The sequence below is a fragment of the Shewanella sp. 8A genome (assembly GCF_023475945.1).
GTDB classification, from domain to species: Bacteria; Pseudomonadota; Gammaproteobacteria; order Enterobacterales; family Shewanellaceae; genus Shewanella; species Shewanella xiamenensis.
The window spans coordinates 46,842-61,631 of record NZ_JAMDJP010000012.1 but is presented as its reverse complement, the minus strand read 5'-3'; the positions used below and the strand labels follow the sequence as shown (position 1 = coordinate 61,631).

Genomic DNA, 14,790 nt, shown 5'->3' with positions numbered 1-14,790 from the left:
TTTTAGATATTCCCCATAGCAGTAACAACCATAACTAGCACAGAATCAACAGCATCTTAAAACTGTCAAACCCAAGGCTTATATTAGGATCTGTGTCTCATGCGTTTACGACATAAATGTTAATATAGCGCAAATAATATCGACGCTTTTGTTATGGTAAATGGACTTTATATGCAGTATCGGATCTATATTCTCGACGTCACACCTTGGGGCTGTGGTTTTCAAGGTGAAGTCGCTGCCCAATGGGATAATGGCGCTCCAGTGTGGTTTTACTATCAAGGCAATGATCAACAAGCTAAGCAACGTTTCCCCGTCAATCAATGGGTGACGGTTGAACTGTTTGGCCGTTTAGCCAAGGCAAATTTGCAAACCGACATTATTGAACATCGCCAAAGTCTGCAATTCCCCAAACATAATTGTCACTTTGAGGCCTCGGGACAAATTGTCGAAATCACCCAAACGCCTGATGATACTGTGTATTTACTGCAATCAAGTTTCACCCTACCCTTTGATAATGAACTCGGTACCTCACCAATTTCTCGCGGTCATTGGGTAAACGTGACCGGGGAATTATGGGCAACCAATTGGCAAGCCTAGGCGATAAAACGATTAGTTCAGATTATTCACCCAACGCAAAACGACCAGTATCGGTCTGTATCACCATAGCTTTTGCCGTGTTTTGCTCCTAAAATGGCGAACGGATTGCGCTTTGGGTTTACATAAATACATGTAAATCTTAAGCACTAATCAGCAAGCTCTTTCGCCTAAGTCACACCCTGTTGAGGTTTCCATGTCCAGCTTACACTCTGTACCAACAAATAAAAGCCGCACTATTTTTGGTACACCAAAGTTACCCGCAAAATACGCCACAGTTGTGATGCCATTTTTTCTTTCTATTTTAATGAGTTGCATCGTTTCTGGGATTAGTACTTTTAATGGTGTCGGCGCATCAGCACAATTTGTTGAGCTCTGGTTGAGCGCATGGTTTATCTCTTGGGTGGTGGCATTCCCGACTCTGCTGATGGTATTGCCCCTAGTGCATAAACTTACCGCCGCTTTTGTGCAATTACCTTAGGCCTTTGCTTCTCCCTCTGCTTTTGACTCCACAAAAAGCCATTTTTAAGATGGCTTTTACGTTTGCTTATCCAATCTTTTATAGCTGACTAGCAGTGTTTATTGTCGAACTAATTCGGATTTACAGTCAATTTACACTCAGCAGTTATTCACACTTTCGTTGCCTCCTCAAAAGCCACTAAAAGCAATTAGGACAAAATCTCACCAACCAAAAAACAACTTAATTAACTGTTTTTAAATAAATATTATTTTTGTTGATATATTTAGACACCTCTTAGACCTTCCTTCTTCCCCATTGATCAACTCACCGACAAACCGTATTTCAGCCTTTTATTTAACAGTCAAAAGTACGACTCATCCGACAAGCAACAAATGAGAATGATTTGCATTTGTAATTTTCATGATGCTAATTTATTCCTCGTTGCACTGAGCGAGTAATAGCAAAACAAGCGGTAAAGCTCCTGTTCGGCAGCACAAAAGAATGATTCATAAAGCAACAGTAGAGAGGTCCACTCATCTACTCATCCATCAGTCGATGGTGGCTGCAACCGTTTTAATAGGAATTCAAGGAGGCGTAAGTGACTACCCCAAAAAAGGAAACTGATCGTACGATTTACGATCTACTCGGCATTGGCATAGGCCCATTTAATCTAGGACTGGCGGCTCTGTGTGAACCTCTTAATAACTTCAGCTGTTTATTTTTAGATGCTAAAACCGAGTTTGATTGGCACCCGGGTATGCTGATCAACTCCTCTCGATTACAAACACCTTTTATGTCCGATTTGGTCACTATGGCCGATCCGACAAGTCGTTTTAGTTATCTTAACTTTGCCAAACAAACAGGCCGACTCTATTCCTTTTATATCCGTGAAAACTTCTTTCTCCCAAGGCATGAATATAACCAATATTGCCAATGGGTTAGTACACAACTATCCAATCTGAGATTCAGTTTTAAGGTCACACAATTAGATTACAACGCCGGTGAAGGCATCTACCATGTTACGGGAGTAGATAGACGCAGTGGTAAACCCCACACTTATCTCTGCCGCAAACTGGTATTAGGTACTGGCACGACTCCCTATCTACCCGATAATTGCCCAATTCAAGACCCGCGTGTCATGCACAGCGCCAGCTATATCCGGCAAAAAGCCTACTTGCAAAGCCAAAGTGCCATTACCGTGATTGGCAGTGGCCAAAGTGCAGCGGAAATCTTTTACGATCTTCTACAAGACATTGATATTTATGATTATCAACTAAATTGGATGACCCGCTCGCCACGCTTTTATCCGCTGGAATACACCAAACTCACCCTAGAGATGACCTCACCAGATTATGTGGATTATTTCCACGAACTGTCGCCGGAAAAACGCCATCACTTAATCGCAGAGCAAAAGTCCCTCTACAAGGGGATCAATGCCGAGCTAATCAACGATATTTATGACCTGCTTTACCAAAAGCGTTTAGTCAGCGATATCCAATGCCAGCTGCTGACTAACGTGGCACTGACAGCAATCGATACCTCGGGCGACAAGCTGACACTCAAGTTCAACCACCTCGAGCAAGAATATGCCTTCGAGCAACTGACAGGTGCCGTCGTCTTAGGCACTGGCTATCAATATCGTTTACCCGAGTTTATTCAAGGGATTAAATCACAAATCGAATTTGATGATCGTGGCCAACTCGCCATCCAGCGTGACTATGGCATCGATGTCAGAGGCGATATTTTTATCCAAAATGCGGGCCTACATACCCATGGCATTAGCTCACCCGATTTGGGTATGGGCTGCTATCGCAATGCCATCATTCTGCAAGCGGTTTTAGGTTACGCCCCCTATCCGATTGAAACGCGGATCGCCTTCCAAACCTTTGACCCCAACAACATCAACGACGCGAAAAACCAACCCGTCGAAAGCAACACTCACTCAGCGGTTGCGTCTTCTAAGCCTTGTCAGGAGTTAAATCCGTCAGCCAAGCCCACGCAACAACCCAGTAATGAGCCACAAACCGTGCTACGGATAAGCCCTTCTGGTGGCAGTACACCGGCCTTAATGGCACCGAATAAGGAGGCACTGTAATGGCCAGTCAATGGAGCCAACGCTGTTTAGATTTACTCTCAAAACAGATTGTAATCAATGAGTTTGTGCTTAAACCACTGAACCTTGAGCAAGACATTGCCATGCTGCAATCATGGCTTAACCAAGACTATGCCAAGTTTTGGGGCATGCAGGGGATGACGCAAGCAACTATTACAGCCGCTATGGCGCCCTCGGAACACAAAGTGGCACTGATTGGGGAATGGCGGGCAAAACCTTTATTTATGGTGGAACTCTACGACCCAGCCCATGACGAAATTGGCCTGCACTATCAGGTTAAGCCGCTCGATTGCGGTATGCATTTAATTCTTGCGCCGATTGAAGGCAAACCCGTTCATGGCTTATCCCGCAAAGTGATGGAGACTATCGCCCAACTTGTCCTTGAAACCCTTGCTTTTACGCGACTCGTGGTCGAGCCGGATCAGCAAAACCACAAAATCCACCGCTTAAATTGCCAAATCGGGATCCGCTACCAAAAAGCCATTCAACTCAGTACCAAAGCCGCATTTTTAGGTTTTTGCAGTGCCCAAAGCCGCCAGACGACAACTCAAGCTGCCCACCAATTGCCGAGTAAAAATCGTCCTGTTACCCAGTCACTTTTAACCTTATCACTTTGTAGGTGAACCGATGAACTTAGCCACTAACACCTTATTACTCAAACCATTCGCCCAAACCGAGTTGCCGAATATCGAGGCTTTATCCTCTTACGCCCATGTGCCCGCCCATTTAACGCCCCAGCATTGGCAGGCTGCCAATCGCCATTTGGTGAAAAAAATTCTCTGTGAATTTACCCATGAGAAGCTCATCAGCCCACAGATTTACGCCCAAGGCGCAAAGGTAAATCACTATGAGCTCAGGTTAAATGACTGCACATACTACTTTAGCGCGCGCCATTATCAGCTCGACCACCTTGATATCGCGACAGATTCTATCCGAGTCAGCAGTGCGGGCCAAGACAAGCCACTCGATGCCATGAGTTTGATTATCCAACTGAAAGATGCCTTGGGCATGAGTGAAACCCTGTTGCCCACTTATCTTGAAGAAATCACCAGCACCCTCTACAGCAAGGCCTACAAGTTGGCCCATCAAGCCATCCCCGCCGCTACACTCGCTAAGGCCGATTATCAGACTATTGAGGCGGGCATGACCGAGGGGCATCCGGTATTTATTGCCAACAATGGCCGCATTGGTTTTGATATGCAGGACTATTACCAATTTGCCCCCGAGAGTGCCAGCGCGCTTCAGCTAGTGTGGATTGCGGTACGTAAGGACAAAACCACCTTCTCCGCTCTCGAAGGATTAGACCATGATAGTTTGTTAAAACAAGAGCTTGGTGAACAGTTCACCGAGTTTCAACAACACTTAAGCGCACTGGGACAAGCGGCCGATAGCTTTTATTTTATGCCCGTTCATCCGTGGCAATGGCGCGAAAAAATTGCCCGCACCTTTGCTGGCGAAATCGCCCGCGGCGACATTATTTACCTAGGCGAAAGCCAAGATTGCTACCAAGTTCAGCAATCGATCCGCACCTTCTTTAACTTAAGTGCGCCGCAAAAATGCTACGTCAAAACCGCGCTTTCTATCTTAAATATGGGCTTTATGCGCGGGCTTTCGCCGCTGTATATGAGCTGCACCCCGCAGATCAACGCTTGGGTAGCCAAGCTTATAGAAAGCGACAGCTATTTTGCCGAGCAAGGTTTTGTGATCCTAAAAGAAATCGCCGCAATTGGTTATCACCACAGGTATTACGAAGAGGCACTCACCCAAGATAGCGCCTATAAGAAAATGCTGTCGGCGCTGTGGCGCGAGAGTCCGTTGCCGCATATTGAGCCGCAGCAAACCCTGATGACCATGGCGGCGCTATTACACGTCGATCATCAGGAGCAAGCCCTGCTTGCCGCCTTAATCGCCGACTCGGGCTTAAGCGCCAAGGAGTGGGTCAAGCGCTATCTCAACCTCTACTTATCACCGCTATTGCACGCCTTCTTTGCCTACGATCTGGTGTTTATGCCCCATGGCGAGAACCTGATTTTAGTGCTCGATGCTGGCATCCCAGTCAAAATATTGATGAAGGATATCGGCGAAGAAGTCGCAGTACTGAACGGCAGCGAGCCACTGCCGCAAGAAGTGCAGCGCCTTGCGGTCGAGCTTGAGGAAGAGATGAAGCTCAACTATATCTTGCTCGATATTTTCGACTGTATTTTCCGTTATTTAGCGCCCATTCTGGATAAGCAAACCGAGGTCAGTGAAGCGCTATTTTGGGAGCTTGTGGCAGACAATGTGCGCGACTATCAAGCGCAGCATCCGCACTTGGCGGACAAATTTGCACAATACGATCTCTTTAAAGACAGCTTCGTGCGCACTTGCCTGAATCGCATTCAGCTTAATAACAACCAGCAGATGATTGACCTTGCCGACCGAGAAAAAAATCTGCGCTTTGCGGGCGGACTTGATAATCCGCTAGCCGCCTTCAGGCAAAGCCATGCCTTTGGCTCAGCAAATATGAAGCTAAAACCCTAAAGCATTTTTAACCTTGAGTGGGCCTGCGCCCACCCTGGGCACTCATCTGTGCCCAAAAACAACCTAGTCAATCAAACAGCCTAAATGGAATTTAAGATCATTATTATGAAAACCTTCCCCCTCAACCGACTCGCGGCGCACTGCCAACTCGCCATCACACGCCCTGAGCTTATCCTCTGCTCTGCCATACTCAGCATGCCCTATGCTTATGCCGATGCCAGCGACACCCAGAAAAAAACCACCAAAGACATTGAAATCATTAATGTCGTTGGCGCTAAGGATCTCCACGATAATCGCTACAAAACTCAGGCGATGAATACGGCAACGGGCTTAGATTTGTCCTATTTAGAGACGCCGCAATCCGTCACCTCAGTGACTAGCCAAATGATGCACGATCAACAACTAAACAGCGTGATCGACGCCATGACCAGCGTGGCTGGCATCAATGCTAGGCCGATGGACAACGACAGATACAGCATCAGCTCGCGGGGGATTGCGGTCACTAGCATTCTTTACGATGGCGTTCCCACCACCTATGACACCCGTTTTAACTACGGCGATAACCTTATCGATACCGCCATCTACGAGCGGGTGGAAATTGTCCGTGGCGCCACAGGATTAATGACGGGTGCGGGTAATCCCTCGGCCGCGATTAACCTTATTCGTAAACGCCCGACGCAAGAATTTATGGGCAGCACCTCAGTGAGTATCGGCTCATGGAACAATTTGCGCGGTATGGTCGATTTATCCAGCGGCTTAAATGACAGTGGCAGCATTCGTGGCCGTGTTGTCGCCGCCTACCAGGATAAAGAATCCTTCCAAGACAGATATGAGCAACAACGCACCACCCTCTATGGCATTGTTGAAACCGATATTAGCGCCAGCACAATGCTGACCTTAGGAGTGGATTATCAAGACACCACGCCCGAAGGCACTATGTCCGGCGGTCTACCGCTGTTCCACAGTGATGGCAGCCGTACAAATTACGATCGCGCCACTTCTACCGCCCCCGATTGGGCCTCGGCGCATACTCAAGGGCTTAATACCTTCGCCAGCCTTGAACATCGTTTTGATAACGGTTGGGAACTAAAAGGCACCTACAGTTACGGCGATAACTCACTGAAATACGATGTACTCTGGGCTACGGGGTATCCCGATCCGGTAACAAACATAGGCGCAACCGCAGGCTCCATCGCCTATGTCGATGGTAGCCGCAGCCAACATAACCTCGACTTACGGGCGCAGGGAATGTTTGCCCTGTTTGGCCAAGAACATCAGCTCACTTTTGGCTGGACGGGTCAGCGCCAAGAGTTTGCCAACCCGTACTATTATCCCACAGCCGCCGTACCGCCCTTGGGAGATTTTCGCGATCCCAACTTCCAGTATCCAAAACCGCAGTGGAAGGAGACTCACACCACGGGTTCCTTCGGCGAAACCGAGCAAAGCGCCGCCTATGTGGCCACGCAGCTCAATCTAACCGATGCCTTGGCATTACTTGCGGGGCTGCGCCTTAACCAGTGGCAAACCGACCAAGATAACTTTGGCAGCATGTATGATTTTAAGGTCGACAATGAGCTCACCACCTATTTTGGCCTGACCTACGCGCTGACCGAGCAATACTCCCTTTACGCCAGTTATACCGATATTTTTGCGCCGCAAACCTTGCAGCGGATCGATGCCAGTTACATCGATCCCGTCAAAGGTAAAAACTACGAGGCGGGCATTAAGGCCAGCTTGATGGATGAAAGCTTAGATATGTCGTTGTCGGTATTTGAAATTCGCCAAGACAATGTTGGCGAACGCACTGGCGATGTGTTGCCAGGCACCACTATCCCAGTGTATCGAGAGGTTAACGGCACTAAGACCCAAGGCTTTGAGTTTGAATCCACGGGCAAAATCACCGATGACTGGAATATCTACTTCGGCTACACCCAGTTCAGTACCGATGATCCTAAGGGCAATCGCATCAACACCACGTCCCCCCGCCAGCAGCTAAAACTCTTTACCACTTACACCTTTAGCGGCGATTGGAACAAGTTGCTGCTTGGCGCTGGGGTCAATTGGCAAAGCCGAGTCTATCAAACCGTGAACTCGCCCTTAGGCAGAGTCGAGGTTGAGCAAGACTCCTACGCATTAGCAAGCTTAATGGCAAGTTATGCCTTTACCGAGCAGCTAAAGCTAAGCGCCAATCTGCACAACGCCTTGGATAAAACCTATTACAGCCAAGTGGGGCAATATAGCCAGTTCCAATATGGCACCCCGCGCAGCATGAGCGTGAATTTAGATTATCGCTTCTAACGGACTGTCGATAACCAGCTGTTCATCAATGAAAACTGCGGTGAGTTTAGCGTTCACCGCAGTTTAATCAATTCAAGCCAAAGGAGTGATTATGGCGCGCCAAAGGGAAACGCTACCGACCTTAGCCAAGCTTTCCAGAGGAACTCAACCTGATCATACCAAGCAGTGTCATCACAAACCCTCACAGAGTGTTGGCACTGTAGGCGGCGCGCAAACAACCGACTTAACAGCGCTAAGCCCTGCGGATTTAACTCGAGTAGCTCAGGAGTTTAATCAACGACTGGCGCTGCGTGCCCCTTTTTATGCTCAGCATTTTGTAGCAACCACCAAGCCCCAAGGACTCAGTATTGATACTTGGAGTCAGCCAACCGTTTATCAATCGCTATTACTGGATTTTGCCAAGGCCTATCCACCCTTGGGGAAAACCTCATCTTCCATCCCGTTAGAAAATATACCCGAGCAGGTATTGCTCAGCCATAGCCATAATTCCAAAGCCCTGCACTCACTCTGGGGACAGTGGTATTTTGGTCTGTTAGTGCCCCCCATGTTGGAATGGATTATTAACGCGCCGCACTCGCTCGCGAGCACGATTGAGCAAATTGAGCTGATTGATATAGCGCCTGAGCATTTTTATCTTCGGCCCCACAATTCGGGCAGAGTCGCAGGTTTTGAGTTTCAATTAACACCCACTCCTAAGGTGAAAACCGCCATAGTTAAAACCACGGTCTTAAAGCCCCACCGCGAGCGACAACTTATTAAGTGGATTCAAAACCATCTAATCCCTAGCATTGAGCGATTAACCAGTCTAAGCCCAACACCCGCAAAGCTGTATTGGAGCCATTTAGGCTACCTTATTCACTGGTATTTAGGCGAAATGGCATTGCCAGAAATTGAATTTGAGCACCTCAAGGCGCTGCTATTTAACACAACATCCTTTGACGATGGCGAGGTTAATCCACTCTATAACAGCATTAATCTGCTACCCGCCCCAGTTGCTGACGTGGGCAATATTCGCCGCGTGTGCTGCTTAAGGTATCAACTCACGAATAGTCATCGCTGCGGCGATTGCCCGTTAGCCACGCGCGCCCAAGCAAAATGTGCTGCTCACGCTTAGCATTATCGGTCGCAGCTCGCAGACTTGATGGACTATATGGATTACAACAGCCGTTGCCGCCGCTTTCATGCAACAGTTAGCAATCGGTCACCTTTCACGGCTTTTTCCCTCTAGCCCCCCGTGCTACACTCAAGCCCACGTCTTCTTAACACGATTATTTATGAAACAACTGCTTGATTTTTTGCCACTCGTTATCTTTTTTGCCGTCTATAAATTTTTCGATATTTATATCGCCAGTGGCGCCTTAATCGCAGCCACCGCACTGCAATTAGTCGTGACCTATGCGCTGTATAAAAAATTGGAGAAGATGCACCTGATTACCTTCGCTATGGTGACAGTGTTTGGCACCCTCACCTTAGTGTTCCATGACGATGCCTTTATCAAGTGGAAAGTCACTATTATTTATGCGTTATTTGCCCTAGCCCTTGGCGTGAGCCAACTACTCGACAAGTCGATTTTAAAGTCCATGTTGGGTAAAGAGATGAAGGTGGCCGATAATATTTGGGCACATGTAACTTGGTACTGGGTAAGCTTTTTTGCCATCTGTGGCCTAGTCAATATCTATGTCGCCTTTAGTCTGCCATTAGAAACTTGGGTGAACTTTAAAGTGTTTGGCCTCACCGCCTTAACCCTGATTAATACCGTAATCACCGTCTTTTACCTTTATAAACATCTTCCCGAAGATCAACGCAAGGAACTCAAATAATGTGGTATATGATTTCAGCTCAAGATGTTGAGAACAGCTTAGAAAAACGTTTAGCGGCGCGCCCTGCGCATTTAGCACGCTTACAGGAACTGGCCGATGAAGGTCGCCTGCTGGTTGCGGGTCCACACCCAGCTATCGATAGCGAAAACCCTGGCGATGCGGGTTTTAGTGGCTCGTTAGTGGTGGCGGATTTCGATTCGTTAGCCACGGCTCAAGCCTGGGCAGATGCCGATCCTTACTTCGCTGCGGGCGTATATCAAAGCGTCGTGGTAAAGCCCTTCAAACGAGTTCTCCCTTAATGAAAATCGTTTCTTTCAATATCAATGGATTGCGTTCTCGCCTGCATCAGTTGCAAGCGTTAATCGACAGCCATCAGCCCGATATTATCGGCCTGCAAGAAACCAAAGTGCACGATGAAGCCTTCCCGCTCGCCGAAGTCGAGGCCATGGGCTATCACGTGCATTACCACGGTGGCAAGGCACACTATGGCGTAGCCATGCTCTCCAAAGTCGCCCCAATTAAGGTGCAAAAGGGTTTTGCAACCGATGAAGAAGATGCGCAGCGCCGCATGATTATCGGCACCTTTGCGCAGGCAAATGGCCGTCCGCTAACTGTGCTGAATGGTTATTTCCCTCAGGGCGAAAGCATTGACCATCCGACTAAGTACCCTGCTAAGCGTAAGTTTTATCAGGACTTAATGGCGCATTTGCACGCTAATCATAGCAACGATGAAGATATCGCCATTATCGGGGATATCAATATTTCGCCCATCGATTTGGATATCGGCATCGGTGAAGTCAACCGCAAGCGTTGGCTAAAAACCGGAAAATGTAGCTTCCAACCCGAAGAGCGTGAATGGCTCAAAACCCTGCAAGATTGGGGACTGGTGGATACCTTCCGTCAACTGCACCCCGACCGCAGCGAACGTTATTCATGGTTCGATTACCGCAGCAAAGGCTTCGATGATAACCGCGGCCTACGCATCGATGTGATCTTAGCCACGCCGTCACTGGCCGCGCGTTTAATCGAATCCGACGTCGATTACGAGCTGCGCGGCATCGATAAACCCTCAGATCACGCGCCAATTTGGAGCACCTTTAAAGAAGCCTAACTCGCTTGAGTGACTACTTTAATCGATATAAAAAACATCGGCCTAGGCCGATGTTTTTGTTTAAGAATGAGTACGTTAAGTGCAGGCTTCATAGGCGAGCCATGATATTCGTTCGACGACACGATGAATAGACACCTTGGGTTTCTAAGCTTATGAACGAGAGCCATGGTCGTTCTCATACGTCCCTGCATTGCACGACATTCAGGCGTCCTGCCTATCAGATGGCGAAATGGCCGTTAAACACGGATGTTGTTCAAGTCCATCCTTGGATGCAGGGCCGCCCCGTCTGATGTGAATGGATTCACGAATGCCTTGATGGCACTACAGTTCAAGACTTATCTGGGTTCTACGAGGGCCCGGCATACAAACCTCCTTGTTCAATGCTCAACCAAAGCATAGCCAGAGGCTAACTACCGCGTTACTAACGCTGAATGTCCATAATTTCTGTTAAAAAAAACTACTGTTAGTTTTCCATTTTTTTGTATGAACAAATTGGTCTTGTACTAACTAATTTATTCTCTCGAAAACCTCTTGGCTCGTAAATTTCTACAAGAGATTTACTTATCACAGCGCCGTAGACTCTGCCATCATAAAAAAACGGCTCACCAGATTGGTTAGCATAGGACTTATGAGTTGAAATAAAGCTCGAATCAATATTTAAATGCTTTTCATCATAAACATATGAAGAATAAGCTGCATAGTAACGTGGCGCTTGTAAGCATTCATCCGGATAATCTTCAACTAACACAGATTCTGTATTACCATCATTATTAAAATCTAAACGAGTTATTCGGTAGCGCTTTCCTTTTTCTAGCCTGATTGCTTCATCTAAATGCTTTTGATAACTATCACTCATAACCATTCTTGCTTGCACATTAATACGTAGACCTAGCCCCTCTGGTGCAGGCTGTAACTTAGGCAAGCGAAAGCCTTTAAATTGCTCATCTGCTACAAGACCACATTGCAATGGTTTATCCACATTACGCTCGAGATAAGCCTTAAAATCTTTACAAAGTTGCAAATTTGGATTCGAGTGGTCCTCATAGACTTCAGCCCAAGAAAATGATGAGCACATACTTGCTGCAATGGTGAGCAGAATAGATTTTTTCATCTATGACGATTCCTTTTGAGTTACAGTCGTAAAATAATTAATTTGTAAAAATGGGATTCCGGCCACACATTTTAAATCAACAACATAATGCACTTTCCGTTTACCTACAACTTGTAAAAGTTAATATTGCTTAAAAATAACCACCATAGTCGCAGGGACAGTATCTAAGGCAATAACTTGCGCTAATTCATTAAAAAAATGGGGATTTTAGACAAGTTATATCGTCCCATCGTGCTTGGGAGGCATTTGTATAGGACATCTTTCAGAGTAATGTAAGTCGTTGTCAGTTGATGTGAAAATGATGACAACTTGCCGCAAAGTGCCGTCGTCGCTTTTCGATATGTTCGCAATAATAGGTCAAATCTAGCACAGTGCTCGCTGGGTCATGAAGGCTTTATGACCAAAGTTAATGGCTTCTGTTCTTATGTTCTGTCCATTAAAATTTGGGGAAATTACTGAAAATACAAAAGTAACAAAACCAATAGTGCTCCAATCACAACTGCGCTGCCCATAAAAATGTACTCCTTAATTTCAGCAATCAAAAAAGGATTACCTAGTTTAGACCAATTAGTTAGTAATTTGACTAATGAAACTGTCATTCCTCCTAACCCAAATGCAAACGAGCAGAAACCAAAACTAAAAATGTAAAGATAAAGATCGTCACATTTTCCAGTTATCGGGTTAGAATCAATAACAGTTAAGTATATAGGCCTGATAAATGACTTGGCTCCGATGATTGTCATCAAAATGATTAATAAAAAATACGAAAAATAGTTAATTCCCCTCCCTCTGATTAGAGATATAAATTTTTTCATATTATAGAAAAATCCTATTGAAAAATCCGGCCATCCATTTTAGCTCAACAACATAATCCACTTTCTGTTCTTCCACAACCTACACAGGCCGAAATAGCTTGGATAAGAGTCATCAAAAGTCGCAGGACTGCATCTGAGGAAAAATCGAGCTAATTCATTAGAAAAAAGTTGAGACTGACATAACTTCCAAGTCGCACTAGCGACTTTGGCTTTCTATCTCGACAACGTTACTCGCCCTATTACCTTTGAATAGCAAAACGACATGGGTATAAATTTTTGGCCAAATGTACAGTCAATTGACAGTTAAACTAAATCAACGATATTGCCTATTTTAAGAATATAAAAATGGCGGTTACATCAAATGTAACCGCCATTTTTTAGCTATTACGCTTCGCCAAAAGATAGAGCGTTAAGCTTCAAAACTAATGAGGATTCATAAACCTAATTCACATAAAGCAATCGCTTAGCTGGTTCGATACTGCTTTAAAATGCCTTCAAGCTGAACCGAAGCCTGCTGCAAATCATGCGCTAGGGTGACACTGCGCTGCGCCGTCTGTTTAATGGTATCGGATTGATGGCGGATCTCATTAAGCTGGCCAGCAATATCACGGGCGGCAACGCTTTGTTCTTCCGCCGATGCGGCAATTTGGCTACTCATATCAAAGACGGCATTTACCGATTGCGCCATCCCTTCAACATCGTTACCCACTTCAACAATGGCACTGCGGCCTTCATCGGCGCGGTCCACAATCTCAGTGGTGATATTGGAGAGCTGACGAGTGCCCGATTGCAATCCTTCGATCATCGCTTGGATCTCAACTGTCGCTTGTTGAGTACGTCCCGCTAAGGTACGCACTTCATCGGCAACCACCGCAAAACCGCGACCTTGCTCACCTGCGCGCGCCGCTTCAATGGCCGCATTCAGCGCCAGCAAGTTAGTCTGCCCAGAAATACTATTGATGGTTGTCACTACCGCATCAATAGCCGCCGCATCCTTAGATAACTGTTCTACCGATGAAAAGGCTGCACCAATTTTGGTTGAGAGCAAACCAATGCTGTCCACCGTATGGCTAATACGCCCTTGGCTGGCAGTCATTTGGCTGGCGTTATCTTTAGTCTGTAGTGAAGTGTTACTGGCATTGACCGACACTTCTTCAATCGCCGAAGTCATTTGCGCCATTGCCACAGCCACTGAATCTAAAAATTGATGCTGGGCACCAATTAACTCACCGCTGATTTTTGCTTGCTGATTAAACTCATCAGCTGCGAGGGAAAGTGTTTGGGCATTATTGCGGATAGCGCTCACCATTTCGCTCATATTGTCGGCGCAGCGGTCAATTTCGCGGGCGATTAAGCTGAAGTCATCGGTACCGAAAAAGTTTAATCTGAAACTTAAGTCGCCATCGGCTAAGCGTTTGATGGCCATGTACATATCCCACAGACCACCGCCGAGGGAAGTTGAAATCCAATAGCTTAATTGGAATAAGGGCAATAAACCGATTAATGCAAGCCAAAACATCAAATTAGCATCGCTGCGGCCATCACTTTCCCATTCGGACACATTTTGCGACAGTGCGAGCGCGCTGCCAGATGCCACCGTGGCGCTGGCGGTGACATTATCCCTTTGGCGCTGCGCCTCAGTCTGGCGAGAGACAACACTCAGCCCATTGTCTCGGGCAAATTTTGATAATGCATCACCCTGCAACTGTTGCGCATTTGCGACTTGGGCAAAGGCATCAACCGTCGCCTGAACTCGAGCCAAAGAGGCTGCTTCTAGGTTGCGGTGAGCATGTTGGTAATTGATAAGTGCGATAGTAGCCGTGATTAACGCCACCATAGAACAGACAATCCAAAATTTGCCGTTAAGACTGAACTTGATCAATATGGCATCAATGGTGCGAAACTGGATTTGTTTCATCTTGATATTTCCTAAGACCTAAAGCTATCG

At 46.6% G+C, this 14,790-nt stretch carries 12 protein-coding genes; 10 read left to right on the top strand and 2 right to left on the bottom strand.

What is annotated here, in order from left to right:
- The first annotated feature begins 171 nt into the window (after positions 1-171).
- The 10 genes from M0413_RS11175 to xthA all read left to right on the top strand — a co-directional run bounded on the left by M0413_RS11175 (position 172) and on the right by xthA (position 10,916).
- Positions 172-597, top strand: coding sequence for a hypothetical protein (locus tag M0413_RS11175; RefSeq protein WP_037420023.1), 426 nt, complete (start codon positions 172-174; stop codon positions 595-597).
- A 193-nt stretch (positions 598-790) separates the two neighbouring features.
- Positions 791-1,075 carry a DUF2798 domain-containing protein gene (locus M0413_RS11170; protein WP_249554171.1) on the top strand — a complete coding sequence of 95 codons (285 nt, stop codon included), beginning with the start codon at positions 791-793 and terminating at the stop codon, positions 1,073-1,075.
- A gap of 577 nt (positions 1,076-1,652) precedes the next feature.
- Complete coding sequence (locus tag M0413_RS11165) at positions 1,653-3,149, top strand: lysine N(6)-hydroxylase/L-ornithine N(5)-oxygenase family protein (RefSeq protein WP_249554169.1); 1,497 nt, start codon at positions 1,653-1,655, stop codon at positions 3,147-3,149.
- Complete coding sequence (locus tag M0413_RS11160; RefSeq protein WP_249554167.1) at positions 3,149-3,790, top strand: GNAT family N-acetyltransferase; 642 nt, start codon at positions 3,149-3,151, stop codon at positions 3,788-3,790. Before M0413_RS11165 ends, M0413_RS11160 begins: the two co-directional genes overlap by 1 nt.
- Positions 3,791-3,794: 4 nt before the next feature.
- The gene (locus M0413_RS11155; protein WP_249554165.1) at positions 3,795-5,687 is read left to right on the top strand and encodes an IucA/IucC family protein; all 1,893 of its coding nucleotides are present in this window, start codon (positions 3,795-3,797) and stop codon (positions 5,685-5,687) included.
- A gap of 84 nt (positions 5,688-5,771) precedes the next feature.
- Positions 5,772-7,985: a TonB-dependent siderophore receptor gene (locus M0413_RS11150; protein ID WP_249554163.1), complete on the top strand. Its 2,214-nt coding sequence runs from the start codon at positions 5,772-5,774 to the stop codon at positions 7,983-7,985.
- A gap of 91 nt (positions 7,986-8,076) precedes the next feature.
- Positions 8,077-9,099: a siderophore-iron reductase FhuF gene (fhuF, locus tag M0413_RS11145; protein ID WP_249554161.1), complete on the top strand. Its 1,023-nt coding sequence runs from the start codon at positions 8,077-8,079 to the stop codon at positions 9,097-9,099.
- 160 nt (positions 9,100-9,259) lie between these two features.
- Positions 9,260-9,805: a septation protein A gene (locus M0413_RS11140; RefSeq protein WP_037420040.1), complete on the top strand. Its 546-nt coding sequence runs from the start codon at positions 9,260-9,262 to the stop codon at positions 9,803-9,805.
- A complete protein-coding gene (locus M0413_RS11135; RefSeq protein ID WP_011072939.1) occupies positions 9,805-10,104 on the top strand; it encodes a YciI family protein in 300 nt (99 codons plus the stop codon). Before M0413_RS11140 ends, M0413_RS11135 begins: the two co-directional genes overlap by 1 nt.
- Complete coding sequence (xthA, locus tag M0413_RS11130; protein ID WP_249554159.1) at positions 10,104-10,916, top strand: exodeoxyribonuclease III; 813 nt, start codon at positions 10,104-10,106, stop codon at positions 10,914-10,916. Before M0413_RS11135 ends, xthA begins: the two co-directional genes overlap by 1 nt.
- Before the next feature lie 463 nt (positions 10,917-11,379).
- Here xthA and M0413_RS11125 read toward each other — a convergent pair whose 3' ends face one another.
- Both M0413_RS11125 and M0413_RS11120 read right to left on the bottom strand, forming a co-directional pair.
- Positions 11,380-12,027: a hypothetical protein gene (locus tag M0413_RS11125; RefSeq protein WP_140907269.1), complete on the bottom strand. Its 648-nt coding sequence runs from the start codon at positions 12,025-12,027 to the stop codon at positions 11,380-11,382.
- Between the two features lie 1,278 nt (positions 12,028-13,305).
- On the bottom strand, positions 13,306-14,760 hold the full coding sequence (locus M0413_RS11120) for a methyl-accepting chemotaxis protein (protein ID WP_249554157.1): 1,455 nt from the start codon (positions 14,758-14,760) through the stop codon (positions 13,306-13,308).
- Positions 14,761-14,790: the final 30 nt, after the last annotated feature.